This is a genomic window from Halomonas sp. S3-1-1, from assembly GCF_023757625.1.
Classification (GTDB): domain Bacteria; phylum Pseudomonadota; class Gammaproteobacteria; order Pseudomonadales; family Halomonadaceae; genus Vreelandella.
Map to the genome: position 1 here is coordinate 465,113 of NZ_JALGBZ010000001.1, position 23,252 is coordinate 488,364.

Annotated in this window: 24 protein-coding genes; 10 read left to right on the forward strand and 14 right to left on the reverse strand. The window is 63.5% G+C overall.

Features of this window, described 5'->3' with window-relative positions; genetic code table 11:
- The 5 genes from MQW23_RS02255 to MQW23_RS02275 all read right to left on the reverse strand — a co-directional run bounded on the left by MQW23_RS02255 (window position 1) and on the right by MQW23_RS02275 (window position 5,459).
- On the reverse strand, window positions 1-873 hold the full coding sequence (locus MQW23_RS02255) for a HalD/BesD family halogenase (protein ID WP_252106195.1): 873 nt from the start codon (window positions 871-873) through the stop codon (window positions 1-3).
- 88 nt (window positions 874-961) lie between these two features.
- Window positions 962-2,542 carry a BCCT family transporter gene (locus MQW23_RS02260; RefSeq protein WP_319022793.1) on the reverse strand — a complete coding sequence of 527 codons (1,581 nt, stop codon included), beginning with the start codon at window positions 2,540-2,542 and terminating at the stop codon, window positions 962-964.
- A gap of 25 nt (window positions 2,543-2,567) precedes the next feature.
- Window positions 2,568-3,452 (reverse strand): LysR family transcriptional regulator, encoded by an 885-nt coding sequence (locus MQW23_RS02265; RefSeq protein ID WP_252106196.1) that lies wholly within the window; start codon window positions 3,450-3,452, stop codon window positions 2,568-2,570.
- Between the two features lie 223 nt (window positions 3,453-3,675).
- A complete protein-coding gene (locus MQW23_RS02270) occupies window positions 3,676-4,152 on the reverse strand; it encodes a Dps family protein (protein WP_252106197.1) in 477 nt (158 codons plus the stop codon).
- A gap of 158 nt (window positions 4,153-4,310) precedes the next feature.
- Window positions 4,311-5,459, reverse strand: a complete 1,149-nt coding sequence (locus MQW23_RS02275; RefSeq protein WP_252106198.1) for a glycerate kinase — start codon at window positions 5,457-5,459, stop codon at window positions 4,311-4,313.
- Window positions 5,460-5,667: 208 nt separating this feature from the next.
- Between MQW23_RS02275 and MQW23_RS02280 the strand changes: the two genes are divergently transcribed.
- Genes MQW23_RS02280 through MQW23_RS02295 form a run of 4 tightly spaced genes read left to right on the forward strand, consistent with a single transcriptional unit; the run spans window position 5,668 to window position 8,442 of the window.
- The gene (locus MQW23_RS02280; protein ID WP_252106199.1) at window positions 5,668-6,213 is read left to right on the forward strand and encodes a hypothetical protein; all 546 of its coding nucleotides are present in this window, start codon (window positions 5,668-5,670) and stop codon (window positions 6,211-6,213) included.
- Complete coding sequence (locus MQW23_RS02285) at window positions 6,210-6,638, forward strand: hypothetical protein (RefSeq protein WP_252106200.1); 429 nt, start codon at window positions 6,210-6,212, stop codon at window positions 6,636-6,638. The genes MQW23_RS02280 and MQW23_RS02285 overlap by 4 nt, the downstream gene beginning before the upstream one ends.
- Entirely contained in the window at window positions 6,635-7,300 is a 666-nt protein-coding gene (locus MQW23_RS02290; RefSeq protein ID WP_252106201.1) for a DUF1007 family protein, read from the forward strand. Before MQW23_RS02285 ends, MQW23_RS02290 begins: the two co-directional genes overlap by 4 nt.
- Window positions 7,301-7,302: 2 nt before the next feature.
- Entirely contained in the window at window positions 7,303-8,442 is a 1,140-nt protein-coding gene (locus MQW23_RS02295; RefSeq protein ID WP_252106202.1) for a nickel/cobalt transporter, read from the forward strand.
- Between the two features lie 7 nt (window positions 8,443-8,449).
- Here MQW23_RS02295 and MQW23_RS02300 read toward each other — a convergent pair whose 3' ends face one another.
- Window positions 8,450-8,869, reverse strand: a complete 420-nt coding sequence (locus MQW23_RS02300; RefSeq protein ID WP_252106203.1) for an HIT domain-containing protein — start codon at window positions 8,867-8,869, stop codon at window positions 8,450-8,452.
- A 173-nt stretch (window positions 8,870-9,042) separates the two neighbouring features.
- On the opposite strand from MQW23_RS02300, the gene MQW23_RS02305 reads away from it, so the two are divergent.
- The gene (locus MQW23_RS02305; protein ID WP_252106204.1) at window positions 9,043-9,174 is read left to right on the forward strand and encodes an entericidin A/B family lipoprotein; all 132 of its coding nucleotides are present in this window, start codon (window positions 9,043-9,045) and stop codon (window positions 9,172-9,174) included.
- Between the two features lie 128 nt (window positions 9,175-9,302).
- Window positions 9,303-9,713 (forward strand): I78 family peptidase inhibitor, encoded by a 411-nt coding sequence (locus tag MQW23_RS02310; RefSeq protein WP_252106205.1) that lies wholly within the window; start codon window positions 9,303-9,305, stop codon window positions 9,711-9,713.
- Here MQW23_RS02310 and MQW23_RS02315 read toward each other — a convergent pair.
- The 8 genes from MQW23_RS02315 to MQW23_RS02350 all read right to left on the reverse strand — a co-directional run bounded on the left by MQW23_RS02315 (window position 9,710) and on the right by MQW23_RS02350 (window position 17,372).
- Window positions 9,710-10,321 (reverse strand): LysE family translocator, encoded by a 612-nt coding sequence (locus MQW23_RS02315; protein ID WP_252106206.1) that lies wholly within the window; start codon window positions 10,319-10,321, stop codon window positions 9,710-9,712. The two genes, MQW23_RS02310 and MQW23_RS02315, sit on opposite strands and share 4 nt — an antisense overlap.
- A gap of 8 nt (window positions 10,322-10,329) precedes the next feature.
- Window positions 10,330-11,334 (reverse strand): ion transporter, encoded by a 1,005-nt coding sequence (locus tag MQW23_RS02320; protein ID WP_252106207.1) that lies wholly within the window; start codon window positions 11,332-11,334, stop codon window positions 10,330-10,332.
- Window positions 11,335-11,370: 36 nt separating this feature from the next.
- Window positions 11,371-11,889, reverse strand: a complete 519-nt coding sequence (locus tag MQW23_RS02325; protein WP_252106208.1) for an acyl-CoA thioesterase — start codon at window positions 11,887-11,889, stop codon at window positions 11,371-11,373.
- 70 nt (window positions 11,890-11,959) lie between these two features.
- Window positions 11,960-13,270, reverse strand: a complete 1,311-nt coding sequence (locus MQW23_RS02330; RefSeq protein WP_252106209.1) for a short-chain fatty acid transporter — start codon at window positions 13,268-13,270, stop codon at window positions 11,960-11,962.
- Between the two features lie 108 nt (window positions 13,271-13,378).
- The gene (locus tag MQW23_RS02335) at window positions 13,379-14,686 is read right to left on the reverse strand and encodes an MATE family efflux transporter (protein WP_252106210.1); all 1,308 of its coding nucleotides are present in this window, start codon (window positions 14,684-14,686) and stop codon (window positions 13,379-13,381) included.
- A 7-nt stretch (window positions 14,687-14,693) separates the two neighbouring features.
- On the reverse strand, window positions 14,694-14,942 hold the full coding sequence (locus tag MQW23_RS02340; RefSeq protein ID WP_252106211.1) for a YfhL family 4Fe-4S dicluster ferredoxin: 249 nt from the start codon (window positions 14,940-14,942) through the stop codon (window positions 14,694-14,696).
- 46 nt (window positions 14,943-14,988) lie between these two features.
- Window positions 14,989-15,486 (reverse strand): pantetheine-phosphate adenylyltransferase, encoded by a 498-nt coding sequence (gene coaD, locus MQW23_RS02345; RefSeq protein ID WP_252106212.1) that lies wholly within the window; start codon window positions 15,484-15,486, stop codon window positions 14,989-14,991.
- Window positions 15,483-17,372 (reverse strand): beta-ketoacyl synthase, encoded by a 1,890-nt coding sequence (locus MQW23_RS02350; RefSeq protein ID WP_252106732.1) that lies wholly within the window; start codon window positions 17,370-17,372, stop codon window positions 15,483-15,485. The genes coaD and MQW23_RS02350 overlap by 4 nt, the downstream gene beginning before the upstream one ends.
- A gap of 203 nt (window positions 17,373-17,575) precedes the next feature.
- Between MQW23_RS02350 and trmB the strand changes: the two genes are divergently transcribed.
- The 4 genes from trmB (at window position 17,576) to glnE (ending at window position 23,250) form a co-directional block, all read left to right on the forward strand.
- Window positions 17,576-18,271, forward strand: coding sequence for a tRNA (guanine(46)-N(7))-methyltransferase TrmB (gene trmB, locus MQW23_RS02355; protein WP_252106213.1), 696 nt, complete (start codon window positions 17,576-17,578; stop codon window positions 18,269-18,271).
- Between the two features lie 184 nt (window positions 18,272-18,455).
- On the forward strand, window positions 18,456-19,847 hold the full coding sequence (gene dacB / locus MQW23_RS02360) for a D-alanyl-D-alanine carboxypeptidase/D-alanyl-D-alanine endopeptidase (RefSeq protein ID WP_252106733.1): 1,392 nt from the start codon (window positions 18,456-18,458) through the stop codon (window positions 19,845-19,847).
- A gap of 28 nt (window positions 19,848-19,875) precedes the next feature.
- Window positions 19,876-20,247 (forward strand): diacylglycerol kinase, encoded by a 372-nt coding sequence (locus MQW23_RS02365; RefSeq protein ID WP_252106214.1) that lies wholly within the window; start codon window positions 19,876-19,878, stop codon window positions 20,245-20,247.
- Between the two features lie 54 nt (window positions 20,248-20,301).
- A complete protein-coding gene (gene glnE / locus MQW23_RS02370; RefSeq protein ID WP_252106215.1) occupies window positions 20,302-23,250 on the forward strand; it encodes a bifunctional [glutamate--ammonia ligase]-adenylyl-L-tyrosine phosphorylase/[glutamate--ammonia-ligase] adenylyltransferase in 2,949 nt (982 codons plus the stop codon).
- Window positions 23,251-23,252: the final 2 nt, after the last annotated feature.

Sequence of the window (23,252 nt, forward strand, 5' to 3'; positions counted from 1 at the left end):
TTAACCTGCCAGTGAATCGTCGCGATGCGCGTTTTCGGCATCGATGTGGGCTTGGGTAACGCGACCGTAGACGTCTTTGGTGCGCTTGACGCGACCGATCATGCCCGGCTCCTTGGCGTAGCCCAGCAGGGTGCAGAGACGCTGGCCCCGTGCGGGAGCGACGCGGTGCATCGAGTATCGGCCCTTGAACAGCTGAAGATCGCCGGTTTCGAGCGTCAGCGCCTTGACCCTGGAGTGGTCGCCGTCGAGCACCCTCTTCACCTCTTCGAAATTCTCGTTGCCCGGCGTGCGGATATCCGGCACGTATTCGAAGTCGCCTCCAGATTCGGGGCGGCGCGTCATCAGGCTGACGATGAATTCGTTTGTATCGAAGTGCCATGGCAGCGTCGTGTTCTCGGGCATTACGTTAATCACCAGCCCGGCGATCGGATCGGCATACTCATGAATGCGCTCTTCTTGCAGGCAGTCGGCGATGAACTGCTTGAAGACCGGATTGCTGTAGAGACGCTGAACGAGCTTGTCCTCGTCGATCAGGTCCTTGGCTACGAAGCCGTTGCTGAACGCTTGAAAACGACGCATCGGATGATCTTCCGGGTAGCTGTCGTCATCGGCGGTGGCATAGGGCGTGACTCGGTTGCTGTGGTAGTGCGCCTTGGGCGCTACTTCCTCGCTCTCTTCGCGCAGACGATCAATCAGATCGCTGCGGATGAAGCTCGCGAAGTGGGCGCAGCCGTCGTCATCAAGCTGCTGGCGAATCTGCTCGACACACTCGCGGTACTTATCGGAATCAGGAGCATTGAGCGGATAGCGCTCCAAGTTGACGATCTCTTCGAGGGTGGCCATGTCCTGTGTCGTCTGCTGCTGTGAGCTCATATCGATATCTCCTTGAATGATAGCTTCATGCTACTGAAGCTTTGCTGAATTAATAATGAAAATTCGGCCCGTACGGGTGACGTAAAACTTATACGTCGTCGCGTTCGGCGCTGGAGGTCTCCATGGGCGAGGGCAGAATATCGCTTTTAATTTGCGGTAGCAGGGTAGGCCAGCAGGCGATGCGCACCAGCGAGGCGGCGGCGCACATGACGATCAGAAGTCCAATGAACCCTCCCACTGTAGAGATCATCTTGAGCGCCTCCAAGCCGCCGCTGACGGTCAGTACCAGAGTGATAATGGAGATGATCGCGCCCCAGACCAGCTTGATGTAGTAGGGAGATGAGTTCACCTCGCTGTTAGCGTTACCGTTGCAGCACATGCCGGAAATGGCGTCGATAGTGGAGTCGGCGGCGGTCACGTAGGAGACCAGTGACAGGCCCAGGAATAGTGCCACGAAGAGCATGGCCATCGGCAGTTGCTCCAGCAGCACCCAGATTACGTCGCCTGGGCCGCTATTTTGCAACGCTTGGCTCAGGATATTGGCGCTATTGAGCTCGGTGAATACCGACAAACCGCCGAAGGTGGCGCACCACACTAGCACGAACGAAGCCGGAAAAATGAAGTTGAACAGCAGGAACTCGCGCACCGAATAGCCGCGGGAGATTTTGCCCAGAAACATGCTGGTGACTGGCGCCCAAGCGAACCAGTTAGCCCAGAAGAACAGCGTCCAAGCCCGTGGCCAGCCGTTTTCGTTGATTGTGCCGGTATTGAGGCTGTTCTTGATGAAGCCGGACAGGTAGCGCCCCAGCGCGTCGATACCGCCGTTAGTGATAAAGGAGGTTGGGCCGAAAATCAGCACCAGCGCCGCCATGACCACCAGCGCGCGGGCGTTCCAGCTCGAGAGAAAGCGAATTCCTTTGAGTAGGCCCGTGGCCGCAGAGAGCGCCGAGGCGAGCATGACGATCATGCAAAGCGCGCCGATCAGCGTATCGGTGACCTCGATGCCAAACAGGCGATTGATGCCGCCGCCCAGCATCATGGCGCCGGTACCTAATGAGGCGACCATGCCGGCTACCAAGGCAATCAGCGCCAGCGCATCAACAATCTGGCGCGTGATCGGGCCCATGTTGATCGGTAGAGCCGCCGTCATGGCCGATGAAATGCTGAACTTCATGCCTAGGTTATAGTGGGCTATCGCAAACATGAGCGCGGGCACGGTGTAGATAGCGTAGGTGGTAAAGGACCAGTGCATGTAGAGTGAAGCGATGCCGTTTACCCCGCTTTCGGTCGAAAACGCCTCAACGTCCATCGTTGAGGGCGGCGCGGACATGAAGAAGATCGGCTCCGCGGCAGCAAAAAAAAGTAGCCCAATGGCTACCGAACTGCACAGCGTGATGGAACACCATTGCCACTTGGACAATATGGGCTTTGCGCTCTTGCCCCCGATACGCAGTCTGGCGATCGGCGAGAACAGCGTGCCCGCCGCAACGAGCACCAAGGCAAAAGCGGATAGCGCATAGAGCCAGCTGAACTGGTCCATCAGAAATTCATGGACAGCGCGGGTTAGCTTTAAAAGAAAAGCGCTGTTTACTAGGGCGAGAATCGTCATTCCCCCCAGTAGCGCCAGCGAGGGGTAAAACGTGGCTCTTCGTAGAGAAACGTTGCTCATTCACGGACTCCGTTATGCTTGATTGTTAGGCACTCTTCATGGCGTTTTGAAATACGGTCTTCAGTTCGGGCAACTGCTCTTGTACGTTCTCTTTATTGAGGTAAGCGAGATACCATGTGACGGGAATTTTCACGCCATTGAGCGGAAGCGCCTTGAGCTTTTGCTGCGCTTGGGTCTCGTCGACGATCCAGGAGGACAGAATGCTCACACCACGCTGTGTGGTCGCGATGACGTCCAGAATCGTGCGCACGGACTCGATGATCTGAATTGACTCCGGCGCTTGGCGCTCAGGATGAAAAAACAGGTCGAACTCGTAGCCGGGTTCTCGGGCTGCACTGAACGTCAGATAGGGCTCGCGTGAGATTTCCTCGGCGCTGACGACGTTGCGGCAGGCTAGCGGATGCGTCGCCGGCACCACCGCCTTGAGTTCGTCTTCGAACAGACAAACTGTCTCGATGCCTTTCTGTACCGGCGGGTTGGTCGTCAGCATCAGGTCGATCTGCTGATCGAGCAGCGCGCCAAGGATCGTGTGCGTAGAGAATCGGTAGAGCTCGATCGGAGGAAGGTTCTGCTCTAGGCTCGCGCTCAGTATGCTATCCACGATGTCGTGGGCGTCTACTCCCCAGCGCAGAGCTTGGGTATCGCGGCGTGACAGCAGAGATGCCTCGCTCTCGGCTTCCATCAAAATGGGAATGATCTCGCGGCCGGCCTCGAGTAAGCGCTTCCCCGCCGGGGTGAGAAACAGGCGCCGCCCGCGTTTTTCGAACAACGAAACGGCCAATCGCCGCTCCATTTCACGAATCCGGTGCGTGGCGGCCGGCTGGGTCAGGCCGATCGCCGCTGAAGCTGCCTGAAGCGAGCCGTGGCGCTCGACCGCATCAATCAGCACGTAATATTTGATATCGAGCATGGGTCTCGAACCTGGTGAACTCACTAATCCATTAATTTTTCATCTGCAATCATTTCATATTTATAACGGTGTATTATCAAATTAGTATTTGGGGGGATAGGTGTCGGTTTTTTTATATATCGTTCATCAGTAGCGCTGGCGATGGGCGAGCGCGCACACAAAAAACGGCGCCTTGAGCGCCGTTTAGATGTTTCAAAAGTTGTACGTCAAAGGTGGTTTTATATCAATTGCTCAAATAGGCGTTGAGCATCCACACGGTCTTTTCCTGCTCACGGATGTAGTCACCGGCTTGGGAAGCGGTGCCTTCATCGTCGGCGTCAGACGCCAGCGCCAGCACTTCGCGCTGCAGCGCGATCAGCGTCTGGTAGCCGTCGAGCACGCCTTTCACACAGGCCTGGCCGTCGTGGACGTCCTTATCTTCCTTGAGCCGCGAGAGCTTGGCATAGTCGCTGTAGGCGTGCACCGGCTTGTGGCCGAGGGTCAGGATACGCTCGGCGACCTCGTCGACTTTGGTCAGCAGGTCGGTGTAGAACTCCTCGAACTTCTCGTGCAGCTGGAAAAAGTCGTTACCCTTCACGTTCCAGTGGTAGCCGCGCACGTTCATGTAAAAGATCTGGTAGTTGGCCAGCAGGTGGTTTAGCTTCTCGGCGAGCTGGCTGGCGCTATCTTCGTGTAGACCAATGCTGTTGAACTCGGACATCACTACGTCTCCATGTAAGCCGTTAAACGGGTGTCGATTCGTTCAAAAAGGTTAGCGCACGCTGGCGACGCGTTAAAACGAGTTTTGCGTATCGCCTTCATAGCGTAGCGGTATCGCGCGCGGCTACTCTTTGAATGTGCAGGCGAACTCGCGGGTTTTCAACCGCCGCTTGCCGTAAGGCGGCCCTGCCAGAGCCGCACCACGCCTTCACAGCGCGCGCTCAAAAGCTCGGCGGTGCGCGGTAGCGCCTCATCGAGGCTCATCGGGCCGTCGGCCAGCGCGAAGGCGGCGGTGACGCCCTCATCAAAACACGCCTGCCACCCGTCGCCCAAACTTCCCGCCAGCACCACCACGGGTTTGCCCAAACGCTTTGCCGCCCGCGCCACGCCGATCGGCGTTTTGCCGGCCAGGCTTTGGCCATCCAAACGGCCTTCGCCAGTGATGATCAGATCCGCCTGCTCGATCAGCGCGGGCAAATTCGCCTGACGCATGATGATCTCGATGCCGGGCTTGAGCGTCGCGCCGAGAAAGCTCGCGGCGGCAAAGCCCATGCCGCCGGCCGCCCCGGCGCCGGCAAGCTCGCGAAGATCGCCGCCAAGCGCCTGGGCGCTGACGTCGGCAAAGCGCTCAAGCGCGGCGTCGAGCGTCTCTACATCGTCCGGGGTGGCGCCCTTTTGCGGGCCGAACACGGCGCTGGCGCCGCGCTCACCTAAAAGCGGGTTGTCTACGTCCACCGCCGCTTCCACGGCAAGGCTTGCCAGGCGCGGGTCGAGCCCGGAGAGATCCAGCGTTTCGAGCTCGGCTAGCGCCGCCCCACCCGGGGCCAACGCGTTGCCTTCGCGGTCTTTTAGCGTGGCGCCCAGGGCTTGGAGCATGCCGGCGCCGGCGTCGTTGGTGGCGCTACCGCCGAGCAGTAGCAGCGCCTTCTCGGCGCCGGCGTCGAGCGCGGCGCGAAACAGCTCGCCGACGCCGAAGGTGCTGGTGTGCAGGGCGCTGCGCTCGGCGCTCGACAGGTGCTGCAGGCCGCTCGCTTCTGCCAGCTCGATAAATGCGGTACGCTCGCGGGCAAGCCAGCCCCAGCTTGCCAGGCGGGCCCGACCGAGGGCGTCCTGCACCTCGAGCTCGCACCGCTCGGCACCGGTGGCGCTGATCAGCGCCTCAAGGCTTCCCTCACCGCCGTCGGCCAGCGGGCAGGGGTGCACGCTCGCCTCAGCGCACGCCCGCTTGACGCCTTCGGCCATGGCGTGGGCGGCAGCGTTGGCGCCAAGGGCATCCTTGAAACTATCCGGGCAAAGCACGACGTTCATTAACGCGATCTCCATAAAGCCTTATAGTGAATTTATTGTCTGGAAATGATTATCTGGAACCAGCGCTTGGAAATGGGGCTTGAAAACAGGGCTTGTAAATAGGGGTTTGGAACCACCGCTCTGGCAGTGAGCTTAGCGCGGCGCTCCGCCGCATACCAGGCATGGCTCGCCCAGCACAAAAACCGGCGCGGACGCCGAGGGAGCACCGATGAAGTCACGACCGATGATGCTGGTCTTGCTGCTGGCGCTGGCGGGCTGTCAGACGACGCCGGACCGGCTGCCCCGCGCCGAGCCCGCCCCCGCGCCTTCGTGCTACTTTCCCACGAACGGCGTGGCCGGTGAGGAGGTTCTGCGCCAGAGCGTAGCGGTACTCGAAAACTGGGAGTTCGAGCTCGACAATACCGATACCACGCTTGGCCTGATCACTGCGAGCAAGGAGCGCGAGCTGATCGGCTACTATGACCCTTATGACGACTACTACGGCCCCGGCGTGCGCTTCTTTGGTGGCTTGGGCCTTGGCCATCGCTCATCGATAGGGCTCGGGCTCGGCTTTGGCGGGGGCATCGGCCAGCGCCCGGTGGAGAGCGAACGGGTGAGCGTGCTGGTGCAAAACAATCACGTGCGCCTGTCCCGCGATATCCGCCGCTTCGATCACCTGCGCGATCTGCGCGAGTCGCGCAGTGCCAGCGACGACGATTTCTGCCGGCGCTTTCAATCGGCGCTGCCCGCCTTCGACACCGGGAGTCGCTTATGAGGCGTTCATCCAACATTAGAGCGGCGGCGCTGGCGCTCGCCACCGCGCTACTCGCCGGCTGCGCCACTCCTCAGCCGGCGGATCCGCGCGAGCTTCGCTTCAACGCCACGCCAGAGCGCACCTTTCGCGAGGCGGTGGATTTGATGGTGGCCCAGGGCTACGTGATTCGCCACGCGGACTTGGCGCTTGGCCGCGCCGAGGCCTCGCTTGCCCGCTGGCCGGAGTATCGCCTGCTGCTGCGCGTCGAGCCGTTTGGTGCGCCCCAAAGCGCTGCCTTGCAGGGCACTTCGAATCAGACCGCAGCGAGCCAAGCCGCATCGAGCCAAGTGAGCGTCTCGGCGCTGCGCGGCGCTACGCCGCTGGCGCCGTACCTGCTCGACCCCTGGCTCGTCGAACTTCAGCAGCGGCTAGGAGAAGCGCCTTGAACCGTTCTGCGCTAACACGCGCCTTTCTTGCGGCCGGCTCACTTTTGTTGGCCAGCGACGCGCAAGCCCACCCTCACGGCTGGATCGATCTCAGCGTGAACGTCGTGACCGACGCGCAGGGCCGCGTTACGTCGCTCGACCAGATCTGGCGGATGGATCCGTTTTACAGCCTGATCGTGTTCGACGAGCTGCGAAACGTGGCGGACGCCACCTTCGAGGAGGGGCTCGACCAGCTCGGTCAGGACATTCGCGCCAACCTCTCGGCGCAGCACTACTTCACCAGCGTCTGGCTCGACGGCGAGCCCCAGGCGTTGGGCGAGGTGAGCGAGTACACCACTTATCAAAGCAATAACCGCTTGGTGTACATGTTCTCGCTGCCGCTGGCTGAGCCCGTGGCCCTCGACGATGGGCGGCTTGAATACCAGATCTATGACCCGACCTACTACATCGAAGTGGTCCACGAGGAGCAGGACGGCGCCCCTGCCGAAAGCGCGCTGGCGCTTGTTGGCGACGAGACGTCCTGCACGCTGAGTATCACCCCGGCGGACCCGGACCCGGAGCTCGTGCTGCAGGCCGCGCTTCTGGACAAGGGCGAGCAGGGCGAGCCGGAGCTTGGCCGCTACTTCGCCGAAACCGGCCATATCGACTGCACTGAATCCTGATCATGCCTAACACCGCCCGAAACGCCTTCGCCAATAAGCCTCAAGCTTCCAACGCCTCGCCTTCAAGCGCACGCTTGAAAACCGGGCTCAAGGTTGCGCTAGCGATCGCCCTGGTCGGGCTTGCGGCTTGGGCAGTCACGCTCTGGTTTCAAGGCGCGAGTTTTCAGATCCTTGCCTGGCAGCGCGAGCTTCACCGGGCGCTGACGCTCTCCATCACCGAGCTTGCGCGCACGCCGTCGAACTCGGCGTGGCTAACGCTTATGGGAGTGAGCTTCGGCTACGGCGTGTTTCACGCCGCGGGCCCGGGCCACGGCAAGGCGGTGCTGGCGACCTATCTCGCCTCCCATGGCGGCGCGACCCGCCGGGCGCTTGGGCTCTCCTTTGCCGCGTCGCTGCTTCAAGGGGTGACCGCCATCGTTATGGTCGGCGTGCTGGTGTTCGGGCTGGGCTTTCTGACCCGCCAGGCGATGGGGCAGGTGGTGTGGGTCGAGCAGGGCAGCTTTTTGCTGGTGGCGCTTTTGGGCGCCTGGCTCTGCGCTCGCGCGGCGCGCAAGCTGCGCCAGGCCTATCGCTCTGAGGCCCCGATGTTTTTAACGCCAATTTTGACGCCGGTTTCGAAAGGCGTAGGGCTGCTCTCGGCGCCCAGCCACGGCCACTTCCATCAGCATCACCACCATCACGGCGAGCATCATGAACACGGTGCGCACTGCTGCGGCGGCGCCCACCACGTCGAGCCGGATCAGGCGCTTGATTGGCGCACCGCGCTGATGACCGTCGGCGCGATCGGCCTGCGCCCCTGTTCCGGGGCGGTGCTGCTGCTCGGCGCGGCAGGGCTTTTAGGCCAGTTTGGGGTTGGCGTCACCGCGGTGGTCGCCATGTCTGTCGGTACCGGCATCACGGTATCGGCGCTGGCGCTGGCCAGCGTCTTCGCTCGCGGCTGGGCAACCCGGCGGCTGGCGCGTCAGTCGCAAAGCCGCGCGATAGAAAAAATCGCCGCCTGGGCGGCGCTGGCAGGCGGGGCGGTGATCGTGGCGCTGGGCGTGTCGCTGTCGGTCGCGGGCTTCAACCAGCCGGCGAGTTCGCCGCTATTTGGCGAGCCGCCGGCGCGCTCGAGCAGCGCACCGTTCGGTCCTTCGTCGTAAACTCGCCCTAGACGTCGAGCTTGTCCATATGGGCCAGAATCAGCTCGCGGCGCTCGCGTTGAAGCGTCGGGCTGTAGGGCTCTGCCTCACCCTTGCCCCACACCGGCGCCGGCCAGGCGTCGTCTTGCTCGAAGCGCACCACCAGATGCACATGAAGCTGGCTGACGACGTTGCCAAGCGCGGCGACGTTGAGCTTGTCGCCTTGAAAGGCCAGGTGAAGCGCCTGGCCAAGCGCGGTGGTCTCGCGGTGAAGCTGCGTTTGGTCGTCGCTTGAAAGCTCGAATATCTCGCGCACGCCCTGGCGGCGCGGCACCAGAATCACCCAGGGGTAGCGTGCGTCGTTCATCAACAGCGCGCGGCAAAGCGGCAGGTCGGCAAGCGACAGGGTGTCGGCGGCCAGGCGGCTATCCAGCTCGAAAGTGCTCATGGGTGGGGGCTCCGGGATAAAACGTTGACAGTTCAGGGGCGCTGCCATAAAAATCGATGCGTGTGGCAGCGTTAAACGGGCAGAATCGTTAAAACGCTGTTACGCTGACTATACGCCTGCGTGACAGAGACAAGCGAAGGCTTTCCGACCCCGTGAATGTTAAGGAGAACATGATGAAAAAACTACTCGCCGTAAGCTTCATTCTGCTGGTCAGCGCTTCCGCGTTGGCCGGTTGCAACACCATTTCCGGCGCAGGCAAGGACGTGCAAGCGGGCGGCCAGGCCGTGCAGGACGCCGCCGAGTAAGTTCGGTCGGGCGCTACAGGAAGCAGGCGGGAGATTCTCTCGCCTGCTTCTTTCGTTTGGGGCCGCCGTCAAGCGCTGCTTGAACCGGTTAACGGCTCTTTCATCGCGCATTCACAAGGAGTCGTGGCATGCCTACCTTTTATCGCTTCAATCCACATTGTTCTCAAAAACATCGTTTCTTCAAAACCGCTCTGATGGCCACCGGCGCGCTGACCCTCGGTGCGCTCCTGAGCGCCTGCGCGACTCAGACCGGCGTCGCCGAGGCGCCGAGCAGCCCGGACGTTAGCGCGCCGCCGCCGCCTCGGGTCGCCGATAGTGCGCCGGAATCGAGCCGGCAGGGCGCCTGCAACATCGCTTCGCTCGAAGCCGTGGGTGAGCCGCTGACCGAGGCGCGCTCGCGCGAGCTCATGACTCAAAGCGGCGCGCGCGACGTGCGCGTGTTGCCGCCGAATAGCGTCGCGACCATGGACTACCGCGAAGACCGGCTCAATATCGAGCTCGATGAAGACGGGCGCGTCACCGCGCTGCGCTGCGGCTAACGCAGAATCAGCACCACGCAGGCGGCGGTCAACAGCCCCATCGTCACGTTGAACGCCCGCCAGGCGGCGGCGGTCTTGATGAAGCGCCCGATCGCCACGCCAAACACCGCCCATACCAGCAAACATGGCAAGGCGGTGAGTTCGGCCATTCCCACCAGCAGCACCGCGTTGAGCAGCGTCGGGCCGCTGTCCGGCAAAAAACCGGCGATCAATGCAAGCCCCAGCACCCAGGCCTTGGGGTTGGCGAGCTGAAAAAGCGCCGCCTGGCCAAAGGTAAGCGGCTTGCCCCTGGCGCGGGTATCGCTCAAGTTCGGCGGCGGCGCCGTGGCGATTTTATAGGCCAGGTAGAGCAGGTAAGCGCTGCCCGCCCAGCGCAGGCTCCACTGAAGCGCCGGAAAGCGCTCGAATAGCGTGCCCAAACCCAGCGCAATGGCCAGATACAGACAAAAGCAGCCGCCGACGATGCCGCCCATGTGGGGCAACGTGCGGCGCACGCCGAAGTTCGCCCCGGAGGCGGTCAGCATCAGGTTATTCGGCCCCGGCGTTAGCGTCATCGACATCATGAAAAGCGCCACCGGCCCCAGCAGCAGTAGCCATTCACTGACCATGGGATGGCCTACTCATAGCGGTCCTTCCAGTGCTGATGGCGCACCTGCTCCTTGAGCATTTCGATAAGATCGTAAAGCACCTGCTCGGTGACGTGGGCGCTGGTTTCATCCACGGTCAGCCAGCTTTCGAAGCCGCTGTCCGCGGTGCGCTCGATGAAACGGCGAAAATCCGGAGAGTGGATGCCGAGCGCCAGTTCGTCCACCAGCCGCTGGGCGACGCCGCTCAATGAGGCCTGCATGGCGCTGGAGGCGGTTTCGCCCATGGGTAGGCGATTGAGCCGCTGGATCTCCGGGCTATCGTTGAGCGTGCGCGTGATCAAGGCGTCGATGGAGGTCATGATCGACTCGCGATTTCGCTGGTATGCCTTGCCCACGGTGGACTCCAAGCGCTGGGAGATCTCCTTGATGAGTTCGCTCTTGCGCGGCATGATCACCCGGTCGACGAGGCGCTCGGTGAGCGAGTCGGCGGCCAGAATCTGCTGCTGCACGTTGCCCATCAGGCGCAGCGCGATGCGGTCAGAGAGCTCCTCGAGCAGGATATCGTAGTACTTCATGACGAACTTAAAGCTCGACCAGTTGCGCACGTCGATCAGCCCCAGCCGGTGAAGTCGGTTGACCAGCGAGAGCACTCTGAGCGCGCGCAGCCAGCGAAAGCCCGCTAGCGGAATGCAGCCCAGTACGTCGTACCAGTGGATGAACGGATAGAAGAACCAGCGGTGATAGCGTCGTTCGATGATCGCTGCCGCCCACCCCAGCAGCACGTCGATGACGAAAACCGTGACGAACACCAGGTCGATGGCGAAAAAGCGGCTGTGAATCTCGGCGTCGTAAAAGCCGTGAAAGCTCGGCGAGGCGCTCTGAACGAGCTGCTCGAACCAGCCGAGCAGAAACAGCGAATCGAACAGCAGGAGTGCCAGGTTTGCGATCACCGCGGCCAGAATGAAAAAGTCCCAGCCGATGTGCGCATATTCCACGGCGCGGGGTAGTTTGTGGTGGCGCTCTCTGGCCAGCATGGTGACTCCTTTCGGTGGGGGCGAGGCGACGGCGGGCTAGTCGTCCTTGAGGTGCTGCTGGGCGCGCTTCTCTTCCTGCTCGGCCTGCTTTCGAAGCTTCTTGCGCAGCGCCGCCTTCTCGAAGCGCAGCTTCTGAAGCGGCGTATTCAGCGCCAGCGGTGCCACCTGAGCGGGCTGGCCCTGTGGGTCGATCGCGACCATGGTGAGATAACAGCTGTTGGTGTGGCGAATCAACTTTTCGCGGATGTCTTCGGCCACCACCTTAATGCCGATCTCCATCGAGGAGCGGCCCACGTGGTTCACGCTTGCCAAAAAGGTGACCAGCTCGCCGACCATGATCGGCTGCTTGAACAGTACCTGGTCCACGGAAAGGGTGACCACGTAGTGGCCGGAGTAGCGACTGGCGCAGGCGTAGGCTACTTCGTCGAGCTTTTTGAGAATCGCGCCGCCGTGCACCTTGCCGCTGAAGTTGGCCATGTCCGGTGTCATCAATACCGTCATGGAGAGTTCGCGCTGGCCCGGCAGGGCGCTATCAGCGCTTGAAGTGTCCGTCATAAGCTGCTCTTGAAAGCCTGAAAGGGCGACCGCCTCGCGCGGGGCACCCGTGAAGTGAAACCGCCGGCGCTTAAAAGTACACAAGCCCTACGGAAATGATCGCGCCGGTTAAAAATAGCTGAACCAGGCAAAAGCCCATAATGTCCTTGGCCTTGAGCCCGGCGATGGCGAGCACCGGCAGCGCCCAGAACGGCTGCAACAGGTTCGTCCAGGCATCGCCCCAAGCGACCGCCATGGCGATACGCGCCACGTCCGCGCCCAGCGCTTCGGCGGCGGGCAGCATGACCGGCGCCTGCACCGCCCACTGACCGCCCCCGGAAGGCACGAAGATATTGACGATGCCAGCGCTAATGAACGACCAGAACGGCAGCGACGTGGCGCTGGCAAACGAGACCAGCCACTGCGACATGCTTTCGGCCAGCCCCGACTGCACCATGATCGCCATGATGCCGGCGTAGAAGGGGAACTGGATCACGATGCCCGCGCCGCCCTTGATCGCCTCGTTCAGGCTGTTCAACAGGTTACGCGGCGTGCGGTGCAGCACGATTGCGGCGAACAGAAACAGAAAGTTGACCACGTTCAGGTTGAGCCCGCCGCCGCGCAGGAAAAAGTGGTCGAGCAAGAACAAAAGTCCTGGCACGCCCACCAGTAGCGCCAGCCCCATGCTGTTTTCGAGCTTCTCCGCCGGGCGGGTGGCACGCTCGACCGTCTCCGGCTCGTCGTCGAGAAGCGCGCGGTCGACGTAAACGCTCTCCTCCTCCGGCGGCAGCATCAACCGGTTGATCAGCGGGATGGCCACGAACAGGCAGACGACGATGGCGAGATTGAAAAACGCAAAGATCGTCGAGCCGGTGCCGATGACGCCAATCTGGTCGGCGGAGAAGTGGCCTTCGGTCGCGATGGTGAGCGGAATCGAGCCCGCCAGGCCCCCGTGCCACACCACGAAGCCCGAATATGCGCTCGCCACCAGCAGGCGGTAATCGACCCGCACCAGCCGCGCCAGCTCCTTGGCGAACAGCGCCCCGACGACGAGGCCAAAGCCCCAGTTGATCCAGCTCGCGGCCAGCGACACCAGGGTGACGAGAATGATGGCTCCGCCGGCGCTTTTAGCGGTGCCCGCCAGCTTTGCCAGCAGGCGTTTGACCGGCGGCGAGCTTGCCAGCATGAAGCCGGTGACCAGTACCAGCAGCATCTGCATGGAGAAGGTCAAAAGCCCCCAGAAACCGTCGCCCCACATGCGCAGCACCGCCAGCGGCGTCTGGCGCTCCACGGCGATGGCTGCCACGGAGGCGATCAAGGTGAGCAGCAACACGAAAATATAGGGGTCGGGTAGATAGCGCTCGACCAGCTTGACTGCAGGCCTGGCAATAAACCTTAGCATAAGAGGCTCGCTTTATTCGTTATTGGGAGTGCCCGCTCAATATACGAGCCCGGGGTAGTTTTTTCATCCCCGCCGATGGGTTAACCGCTGATGGGCCACCGCCCGCGATCAATACGTTGCCGGGGCGGCGCACCAGCGGCTTCGCCGGTAGCGCACGTAGTAGCCGGCGAGTACCGCGGAGCGGGTGAGCATAAAAAGGGTAAAGGCGAGCCACAGCCCGTGATTGCCAAGGCCCTGGAACAGCCACCAAGCGGGCAGGTAGACGCCGAGCCCGGCGAAGATGCTGTTGCGCATCTCACGCACCGCGGTCGTGCCGATAAATACGCCGTCGAGCAGATAGCTCCACACCGCGATTAGGGGCATGGCGACCATCCAGGGAAGGTACTCGGCGGCGGTGGCGCGTACTTCCACCAGGCCGGTCAACAGTGCGATCAGGGCGTTACCGAACAGCGCAAAGCCGAGCGCGGTGGCCAGCGCCGTGTAGAACGAAAAGCGCGCGGCGGCTTTGACCGTGGCGGCAAAGCCCGCCCAGTCGCGCCGCCCAAACGCGCGGCCGGTCAGCGACTCGGCGGCGTGGGCGAAGCCGTCCAGCGCGTAGCTCGTTAGCATGATGAACTGCAAAAGTACGGCGTTAGCCGCCAGCACCGTATCGCCTTGGCGTGCGCCCTGGGCGGTGAAAAACGCGGTGGCGAACAAAAGCCCGAGGGTGCGCACGAACAGGTGCGCGTTGACGCTGAAAAGCGCCTGGTAGGCGCGAAGCCGCCAGAGCCTTGTGCGCTCGAAGGCGCCGTCCAAAAGCCGCAGCTGGCGAGCCACCAGCCCGGCGCCGAAGACCAGCGCGCTGTAGTCGGCGATGACGCTGGCCAGCGCCACGCCGTTGCTGGTCATGCCAAGGCCCACCACGAAGGCAAGATCGAGGGCGATATTGACGGCGTTGGTCAAAAGCAGCAGGTAGAGCGTGACGCGGGCGTTCTGCTGACCCAGAAACCAGCCCAGAATCGTGTAGTTGGCCAGCACCGCCGGCGCCGACCAGAGCCGAATCTCGGCGTACTCCCGGGCAAGCCGCTGGGCCTCTTTGCTTCCATCGAGCAGCCACAGCCCAAGGTCGATCAGCGGCGAGCTCAAAAGCATCAGCACCGTGCCAATGAAAAGCGCCAGCAAAAGCGACTGCCCCAGCAGGTTTTTGACCTCGCTGGGCGCCTGGCGCCCCACGGCTTGGGCGACCAGGCCGGTAGTGCCCATCCGCAGAAAGCCAAACCCCCAGTAGAGAAAGCCGAACAGCGTAGCGCCCAGGGTCACCGCGGCGAGATAGCGCGAATCCGGCAGGTGGCCGACCACGGCGGTGTCCACCAGCCCCAAAAGCGGGACGGTGACGTTGGAGAGAATGATGGGCCAGGCGAGCGCCCAGATGCGCACGGGCGGGTCAGGCGGCGGTGATGAGGTGATACTTTTTCAACAGCTGCTCTTTGGTTTCCGGGCGGTTCGGGTCGAGCGGAATGCAGTCCACCGGGCAGACCTGCTGGCACTGGGGCTCGTCGAAGTGGCCGACACACTCGGTGCAAAGCCCCGGGTCGATCACGTAGATCTCTTCACCCGGCGAGATCGCATCGTTGGGGCATTCCGGCTCGCAGACGTCGCAGTTGATGCATTCGTCGGTAATCATCAGGGACATGGCTATTACCTCGTGAATGACGGGTTCGCCCGCCGGGGCGTGGGGCTCAGGGAGTGTTGAAGCGCTCGGCCAGCGCCTTTGCGACGTTGGGCGGCACCAGCGCCGACACGTCGCCGCCAAGGCGTGCGATTTCGCGAACGATGGTCGACGAAATATAGGAGTTCTCGACCGCCGGCGTCAAAAACACGCTCTCAAGGTCGGGGTGCTGGGCGCGGTTCATGTTAGCAAGCTGCAGCTCGTACTCAAAGTCAGAGGCGGCGCGAATCCCGCGCAGCAGGATGCGCGCATCGAGATCCGTCATCAGGGTAGTCAAAAGCGACGAGAACCCCACTGCCGACACGTTGGGAAGCGCGTGACAGGTCGACTCCACCAGCGCGATACGCTGCGCAAGCGACAGCGCCGGCTTTTTCCCCGGGCTTTCGGCCACGGCGACCACCACGCGGTCGAACAGGCGCGCGGCGCGCGCGATCAGATCGAAATGGCCGTTGGTGATCGGGTCGAAGGTGCCGGGGTAGACCGCCACCCGGGGTTGCTCGGCGCTCATGATGAGCCCTCCTCGTCGTCGAGCCGGCCGAAGGGGTTGTCCACCGTCAGCGACACCGGCTGGGCGTAGCCTGGAATCTGGATGCGATCAGCGTCGATGCCAAGCTCCGGGCCTTCGAGCACGGCTTCACCGAACTGATAGCGCGGCGCGTATTGGCCGCGGTCGGCTTGGGCCAGGTACGCCTCTGAGCGGGCGCGGACGTCTTCGCGGCGCGCTCGCCACGCCTTCATGGCCTGGCCGCCGTGGCGCTTTTCGAGCAGCCGCTCGGTGACGCTGGGCGAGAGCACAACGCCGGTGGCGTTGTTGCCGCCAAAGCCCTTGGCGTTGATAAAGCTGGCATCCGCTTCAAAGGCGAGCGGCGTTTGGAAAAAGCGCAGCCGCTCGGCGTGGACGTCGCTTGCCACCGCGTCCAGCGTGGGAATGCCGGGCAGCAGGCCGTGCTGAAAGCTGCCCAAGGCGCTGGTCAACTGATCGCCCGCCGCCGAGCCCTGGGAGTGGCCGATGAACGCCTTGATCGCCACCACCGGCCAGGCATCGATACCGTTGGCGCGGGCGATTTCGTGCAGCACGTGGGACTCGGTGGTGCGGTTTTTCGGCGTGCTGGTGCCGTGGGCGTGGACGAACGTGCGCTTTTGCAGCGCCGTTTCGCCGAGCATGTCGCGCACCAGCGCCGCCGCCTTGCCCAGAGTAATGTAGTTGCCGATGCCGGGGGCGGAGATCGAGCGTTTGAAGCCGTCGGCGTTGACGAACACGTCCGGTACCGCGCCGAGGATATCCGCGCCGGTTTCGAGCGCCAGCGCATCGTCCATCAGCATCACAAACTGGCTCGCCTCGGCCATGGTGAAGCCACAGTTTTGCGCGAAGGGGCGGCAGGCGCGCTGGTAGTCCGCGTCGGTCAGAAGCTCGAGGGCGTCGAGCGCTTTCAGGCTCGCATCATCGGCCAGCGCCCCCATGGCGCGAAACCCTTCGATGATCTCCGGGGTGATCGGCGCATCCGCGGTGCCGACCATCACTACCCGGGCGCGGCCTTCGCGAATGTCCCGAAGCCCCAGGCGCAGGTTGTAGAGAAAGCTTGCGCAGGCGCCGAGTGCGGCCCCGGTGCTGCCGACGCTTCCCAACACGTAGGCGTTGAGAAAGTCCGCCGGCATCTGTGCGTAGCCCAGCGGCATCTGCTTGGAGGTGGCGCGGTTGCCGCTCACCAGGCTCTTCATCAGCCCGCCCCAGCCGGCCTCGTCGAGCTGGCCGATGGAGTTGCCGGCATAAACCGCGATCTTGTCCGGGTCCAGTCGCTCGCGCAGGCGCTCCCATTCGAGGCCGCTGGCGCCCAGGCAGTCGCTGGCGGCGAAAATGGCCATCGACAGCCCGCGCGGATGGTGCACGCTGCGATAAAGGCTTGCCGGGTCAAAGCCGGTGGGCAGCTGTGCGGCGGCCACGACCTTGGGCGTCTGGGCATCCGGCAGCAGCGCGTTGAGCGCCCCGGCAGGCACGCTGACCTTTACGTGGCGGGCGTCCTCGGTATCGCTCACTTCCCAGTTGTCCGGCAGCTGCTGTGGCAGCTGGCGCCGGCGCAGTGTGAAATGCAGCGGGGCCTCGAGGGTCATCTCTGCCTGGCGGCTGGCGGGCATGCCGGGGGCGAGAAAGTGCGGGTCTTCGTTGCGCCGGATCAGCGTGTGGTTCAAGACGCGCTTGGAAAATGCCTCGGCGGGCGCCTCGATCGGCTCGCCCTGGTCATTTTGCCAGCCCTGCTCGGTGTGGATCGCCAGGCGCATCAGCGCCGCCAGACTCCCAAGCGTGTGGCGCTTTTGATCAGTAGGTAGCGCATCAAGCACGGTGCGGCGAAAGGCCTGATGGCCCGAGGTTCTGCCAGCAGGATTGATGCCGCCCATGCCGACAATTACCGGTAAGTGTGACAAGCCGGATTCCTCGTGGTGCGATAGTTGGGTAACGTACGCCTCGGCGGGGCGCTTGAAAGGCCCCGGCCGAGTGTCCTGATATTCATGGGCACGATCATAGCACCAGGGGTGCAATGGCGTCATGCCGCGCGCGCCGGAGAACTGGTAGAATCGTGGTTTTTCCATCAGAGGATGGCATGCAGCACGCGTCTCGAGTCGTTACCTCCAACCAGTTTGGGCCGCACCAGGATTTGGCCCGGCGCGTTCAGCGCGCGCTCGCGCATCCGCTCAAAAAGCCCGTGGCGGAACACAGCCGCCAAGCCTTCGAGCGCGCCGAGGCCTGGCGTGCAAATACGGACGCGCCGCTGATTCTCGATGCCGGCTGCGGCGTGGGCCTTTCGACAAGGCGGCTGGCCGAGCGGTTCCCGGAGCACGCGGTGATCGGGGTGGATCGAAGCGAAAGCCGGCTGAGCCGCGAACACGGCGCGCTGCCGGGCAACGCGCTGCTGGTTCGCGCCGATCTCATCGATTTTTGGCGGCTGGCGCTGGCGGCGGGGTGGGCCCTCGAGCGCCACTATCTGCTGTACCCCAATCCGTACCCAAAGGCCGCGCACCTTAAGATGCGCTGGCACGGCCACCCGGTGTTCCCCATCGTGCTGGCACTTGGCGGGCGGCTCGAGGTGCGCTCGAACTGGCAGATCTACATCGAGGAGTTCGCCCAGGCGGTGGCGTTTGCCACCGATCAGCGGGCAGCGGTCGAGTCGCTCACGCCGGGGCCCGATTACCTGACGCCTTTCGAGGCGAAGTACGCCCAGAGCGGCCAGCCGCTTTGGCGCCTGACCTGCGAGCTTCGCGGGCAGCCCTCGGGCGAAGACCCGCTTCACTCGTCATGAGAGCGGGCAAGGGCTGACGCGGCGGATATTTTTTAATTCGAACATGTGGTTTTGAACATATAGCTTTGAATATCCATTTTTGAACATTCATTTTGAATATGCATTAAGGACGGTGAGAGTGAGTCGTTTATCAACGTTTGTTCGGCCGGCGCGGCTGGCCGGGGTGGCGCTGGCCGCGCTGCTGATGAGCCAGCCGCTGTGGGCGGATTTCACCCGGCTTGGCCAGCTCGAAAGCAAGGGCTTTTCGATCAGCGCCGAGGCGCGGCTTTTAGGCCCGGATGCCAACCAGGTGCTGGGGCGCATCAACCCGGAGCGCCAGCTGTCGCCGGCCTCGGTCACCAAGGCCTACATGAGCGCGGCGCTTTTGAGCCGCTTCGGGCCTCAGCACCGCTTTACCACGTCGCTGGTCAGCAGCGCCCCGGTCGAGGCCGGCGTGCTGCGCGGCGATCTGGTGTTCGAAGGCGGCGGTGACCCGGGGCTGACCACCGAGGATCTTTGGCGGCTGGTGCAGCGGCTCACGCTTGCCGGGGTCGAGCAGGTCGACGGGGCGCTGGTGGTCAGCCAGTGGCGCTTTGGTCCGGTCGAGTGCGCCACCACCGACCGCTGCAACGCCCAGAGCCGCGTGACCAACGCCTATAGCGCGCCGCTCACCTCCGCCGGCATCAACTTCGGCGCCTGGTGTGTGAACGTGGCGCCGGCACCTGGCGCCAATGCGCCGGCGCGCGCCTCGCTGTGCGATAGCCCCCAGCCGCTGATCACGATCGACAACCAGGTGCGCACCGTGCCCGCCAACAGCGGCACCGAGCTAAGCGCCGTCCGCATTACCGACGAGCGCGGCGACGTGATGCGCGTGACCGGCCAGATTTCGACCAACGCCGCGGCCCGGGACGTCTACCGCGGCGTCGGCGACCCGGCGGAGCAGACCGCCCAGACGCTTTTGAGCATGCTCGGCCAGGCGGGTATCAGCGTGCGCGACCCTTGGCGGGTCACCTCGGCGCGGCCGAGCGGGACGAGCCGGCTGGCGGCGGTGGACAGCAAGCCGCTTCAGGAGCTTTTGCTGCGCACCATGAACTACTCCAACAACTACATGGCCGACGTGCTGGCGCTCGATCTGGTCGAGACGCCCCAGGCCCAGCTCTACCAGGCCGGCCAAGCGCTGGAGGCCTTCGCCCACTCGATTCCCGGCCACGGCCCGGTGACCCTTGAAAGCGGCAGCGGCCTGACCACCAGCAATCGCACCTCGGCTCACGGCGTCACCGCGATGCTCGAGTCGATGTTCAACGAAAGCGCGCTGTTTCCAAGCTTCGTGGCGGCGTTTCAGTCGCCGGCCAACGGCGTGATGCGCTTCATCCGCCGCGGCCCGCCGGGCTTTCAAAACAACGTGATGCTGAAAACCGGTACGCTCAACGAGCCGTTTGCGGTTCGCGCCGCGGCGGGCTACTTTCGTACGGCCCAAGGGCGCTGGGGGGTATTTAGCGTATTGGTGAATGGCACCGGCACCACGCCTTACTTAAGCTGGTCGGAGGTGCTCGACCCGCTTTCGCTCGACCTGGACGCCATGATCACGGCCAACTAATCCACATTGATGAGAGCGACATGGCGCGATGAAGCCAAGGCATACCGGAATAACCCACCTGATTCACTCCACGCGCTACTCGTGGAAAGGGCTCAAGGCGGCCTTTAAAAACGAAGCCGCCTTTCGCCAGGAGCTGGTCATCTGCACCATCATGCTGCCGCTGGCCTGGTGGCTGGCGGACACGGCGATGGCGTGGCTGATGCTGGTGGGCAGTCTGTTCATGGTGCTGATCGTCGAGCTATTGAACAGCGCCGTGGAGAACGTGGTGGATCGTATTGGCACCGAGCATCATGAGCTTTCCGGCCGGGCGAAGGATATCGGCTCGGCGGCGGTGATGCTCTCGCTGATCATGGCGGGGCTGACCTGGGGCGTGCTGGGGTGGGTGAAGCTGGCCGGGTAGGCGACTACATTTTTAGACGGCACCGACGGGGTCGGTGCCAGCCAGGAGGTGGCTATGCAGTGGAACGCAGCGGTACTCGCGAAGGCGCCCGAGGCGGTCACGCCGATTGCCGAGCAGGCACTCAACAAGCTTGGTGAGGCGCTCGACAAGGCGGACAACGTCGCCTCGATGACCGATAAGCCGCTGCCCTCATCCTTCTTCGCGTCGCTTTCAAACGCGCGGCTGGCCGAGCTCTACCGGGTGCTGACGGTGTCGCACTTCGCCGCGCAAACGCTCAGTCGCTACCCGGGCTGGCTCGAAACGCTGTCAGACAGCGGCGAGCTCGACGCCAAGCCGGACAAGGCGCGCCAGCAGGCCTGGCTGACGGATGCGCTGGCCGGCGCCGAGGATGAGGAGGCCATGCACCGGGTCGTGCGCCGCTTTCGCCGCGCGCGCATGCTGGGCATCATCTGGCGCGATCTCAACCGGGGCGATGGCACCACCATGTGGGACACCGCCCAGGCACTCTCCTGGCTTGCCGAAGTGACGATCGATGCCACCCTGGGCTGGCTTGAAACCTTCTACGCCCCGCGCTGGGGCACGCCGGCGCCGTGTCGCGACGGCCGCCCCCAGCGGCTGGTGGTGCTGGGCATGGGCAAGCTCGGCGCCGGCGAGCTCAATCTTTCTTCCGATATCGACCTGATCTTCGCCTTCGCCGAGAAGGGCGAGACCAGCGGCGGGCGCAAGCCGCTGGCCCATCAGGAGTACTTCACCAAACTTGGCCAGCGCCTTATCGCCGCCCTCGATGCGGTGACCGCCGACGGCTTCGCCTTTCGCGTCGACATGCGCCTGCGCCCGCTCGGCGACGGCGGCCCGCTGGTGGGCAACTTTTCGATGCTCTCGAGCTACTACCAGGACCAGGGGCGCGAGTGGGAGCGCTACGCCATGCTCAAGGCGCGCCCGGTCGGTGGCGACATCGAAGGTGGCCAGGCGCTTTTGATGAGCCTGCGCCCCTTCGTCTACCGGCGCTATCTCGATTTCGGCGCGATCGAATCGCTTCGAGAGCTCAAGTCGATGATCAACCGCGAGGTGAAGCGCAAGGGCATGGAGAGCAACATCAAGCTCGGCCCCGGCGGCATTCGCGAGGTCGAGTTCGTCGTGCAGGCGTTTCAGCTGATTCGCGGCGGCCGCGACACCGAGCTTCAGGTCGCCTCGCTCCGGCGTGCGCTGGCCGAGCTGCCAAAGCTTGAGCTGTTGCCGGACGAGGTCGTCGACGAGCTTTTGGCCGACTACGCCTTTTTGCGCGATGTCGAGCACGCCATCCAGGCGCTCGACGATCGTCAGACCCAGACGCTTCCGGAAGACGACGACGAGCGCGTGCGCGTGGCCTACGCTTTGCACATGGACTGGTCCGAGCTTTTAAAGGCGCTCGATGCCGCCCGCGAGCGCGTGCGCCGCCATTTCGACGCGGTGATCGCCGACCCGGAGGAGGAAACCGCCGACCCGGAAGAGGGCAGCATTGGCCTGGAGCAGTGGCGGCTTTTGTGGCGCGATGAGCTGACCGAGGACGAGGCGACGGCGCAGCTCGAAGCCGCAGGCTTTGGGGATCCGGCCGCGGTGTTGAAGCGCTTGAAAAGCTTCTACCACTCCCGTCAGGTGCAGAGCATGCAGCGCATCGGCTTCGAGCGCCTGGACGCGCTGATGCCGCTGCTGCTCGACGCGGTATCCAACCACGACACCCCGGATACGGCGCTTGAGCGGGTGCAGCCCTTGATCGAGTCGGTGTTGCGTCGCACCGCGTACCTGGCGCTTCTGCGCGAAAACTCCCACGCCCTCGAGCATCTGATGCGCCTGTGTGCGCCGAGCCCCTGGATCGCCCAGCACCTGGCTCGCTACCCGATTTTGCTCGATGAGCTCCTGACGCCCCAAACGCTCTACACGCCGGCGGATAAAGACGCCCTGGGCGATGAGCTTCGCCAAACGCTCAACCGCCTGCCGGAGGACGACGAGGAGGCGCAGCTCGAGGCGCTCAGAGTGTTCAAGCACGCCAAGACCCTGCACGTGGCCGCCTCGGACATCGCCGGCACACGCCATTTGATGAAAGTGAGCGACTACCTGACCTACATCGCCGAGGTCATACTCGACGCCGTGCTGGCCATGGCCTGGAAGCACGTGGCGCGCAAGCACGGCGTTCCCGAGGGCGCCAGCGAGTTCGATCCGGCGTTTCTGATCGTCGGCTACGGTAAGCTGGGCGGGATCGAGCTGGGCTACGGCTCTGACCTGGACCTGGTGTTTTTGCACGACAGCGACGGCAAGGGCACGACCAACGGGCCACGCCCGCTCGATACGCCGGTGTTCTATACGCGCCTTGGGCAGCGCATCATCCACCTGCTCACCGCCACCACGCCCGCCGGCAGCCTTTATGAGGTGGATATGCGCCTGCGTCCGTCCGGCAACGCCGGGCTGCTGGTGACCTCACTCAAGGCCTTCGGCGATTACCAGCGCCAGAACGCTTGGACCTGGGAGCACCAAGCGCTGGTGCGCGCCCGCGTGGTGGCGGGTAACGAGGCGCTGGCTGAAAAGTTCGTTGAGCTTCGCGCCGAGCTCATGACCACGCCCCGTGAGCTCGAAGCATTGAAGAACGACGTCATCGGTATGCGTCGCAAAATGCGCGATCACTTGGGCACGCCGCCGGGTAAGGCGCAGGAGACGACGTTCGATCTGAAGCAGGACGCCGGCGGCATGGTGGATATCGAGTTTCTCTGCCAGTACGGCGTGCTCGCGCTCTCCCACAAGACGCCGGCGCTCGCCACCTACCCGGACAATATGCGCATTCTGGAAACGCTTGAGGAGCACGGCTACCTGGGTGAGGAAGAGGCGCTGGCGCTTCGCGAGGCGTACCTGGCTTACCGCAGCCGCACCCACCGCGCGGCGCTGACCGGTGACAAGCCCCTGGGCGATGTCGAGGCGCTGGCGCACCACCGCGACGCGGTTTCCCGCCTCTGGCAGCGTTTTCTGGGCTGATA

Excerpts from the sequence above, each read along its gene's own strand:
- MQW23_RS02255 (WP_252106195.1), bottom strand. The coding sequence starts at position 873 with ATGAGCTCACAGCAGCAGACGACACAGGACATGGCCACCCTCGAAGAG.
- MQW23_RS02260 (WP_319022793.1), bottom strand. The coding sequence starts at position 2,542 with ATGAGCAACGTTTCTCTACGAAGAGCCACGTTTTACCCCTCGCTGGCG.
- MQW23_RS02265 (WP_252106196.1), bottom strand. The coding sequence starts at position 3,452 with ATGCTCGATATCAAATATTACGTGCTGATTGATGCGGTCGAGCGCCAC.
- MQW23_RS02270 (WP_252106197.1), bottom strand. The coding sequence starts at position 4,152 with ATGTCCGAGTTCAACAGCATTGGTCTACACGAAGATAGCGCCAGCCAG.
- MQW23_RS02275 (WP_252106198.1), bottom strand. The coding sequence starts at position 5,459 with ATGAACGTCGTGCTTTGCCCGGATAGTTTCAAGGATGCCCTTGGCGCC.
- MQW23_RS02280 (WP_252106199.1), top strand. The coding sequence starts at position 5,668 with ATGAAGTCACGACCGATGATGCTGGTCTTGCTGCTGGCGCTGGCGGGC.
- MQW23_RS02285 (WP_252106200.1), top strand. The coding sequence starts at position 6,210 with ATGAGGCGTTCATCCAACATTAGAGCGGCGGCGCTGGCGCTCGCCACC.
- MQW23_RS02295 (WP_252106202.1), top strand. The coding sequence starts at position 7,303 with ATGCCTAACACCGCCCGAAACGCCTTCGCCAATAAGCCTCAAGCTTCC.
- MQW23_RS02300 (WP_252106203.1), bottom strand. The coding sequence starts at position 8,869 with ATGAGCACTTTCGAGCTGGATAGCCGCCTGGCCGCCGACACCCTGTCG.
- MQW23_RS02305 (WP_252106204.1), top strand. The coding sequence starts at position 9,043 with ATGAAAAAACTACTCGCCGTAAGCTTCATTCTGCTGGTCAGCGCTTCC.
- MQW23_RS02310 (WP_252106205.1), top strand. The coding sequence starts at position 9,303 with ATGCCTACCTTTTATCGCTTCAATCCACATTGTTCTCAAAAACATCGT.
- MQW23_RS02315 (WP_252106206.1), bottom strand. The coding sequence starts at position 10,321 with ATGGTCAGTGAATGGCTACTGCTGCTGGGGCCGGTGGCGCTTTTCATG.
- MQW23_RS02320 (WP_252106207.1), bottom strand. The coding sequence starts at position 11,334 with ATGCTGGCCAGAGAGCGCCACCACAAACTACCCCGCGCCGTGGAATAT.
- MQW23_RS02325 (WP_252106208.1), bottom strand. The coding sequence starts at position 11,889 with ATGACGGACACTTCAAGCGCTGATAGCGCCCTGCCGGGCCAGCGCGAA.
- MQW23_RS02330 (WP_252106209.1), bottom strand. The coding sequence starts at position 13,270 with ATGCTAAGGTTTATTGCCAGGCCTGCAGTCAAGCTGGTCGAGCGCTAT.
- MQW23_RS02340 (WP_252106211.1), bottom strand. The coding sequence starts at position 14,942 with ATGTCCCTGATGATTACCGACGAATGCATCAACTGCGACGTCTGCGAG.
- coaD (WP_252106212.1), bottom strand. The coding sequence starts at position 15,486 with ATGAGCGCCGAGCAACCCCGGGTGGCGGTCTACCCCGGCACCTTCGAC.
- MQW23_RS02350 (WP_252106732.1), bottom strand. The coding sequence starts at position 17,372 with ATGGGCGGCATCAATCCTGCTGGCAGAACCTCGGGCCATCAGGCCTTT.
- trmB (WP_252106213.1), top strand. The coding sequence starts at position 17,576 with ATGCAGCACGCGTCTCGAGTCGTTACCTCCAACCAGTTTGGGCCGCAC.
- dacB (WP_252106733.1), top strand. The coding sequence starts at position 18,456 with ATGAGCCAGCCGCTGTGGGCGGATTTCACCCGGCTTGGCCAGCTCGAA.
- MQW23_RS02365 (WP_252106214.1), top strand. The coding sequence starts at position 19,876 with ATGAAGCCAAGGCATACCGGAATAACCCACCTGATTCACTCCACGCGC.
- glnE (WP_252106215.1), top strand. The coding sequence starts at position 20,302 with ATGCAGTGGAACGCAGCGGTACTCGCGAAGGCGCCCGAGGCGGTCACG.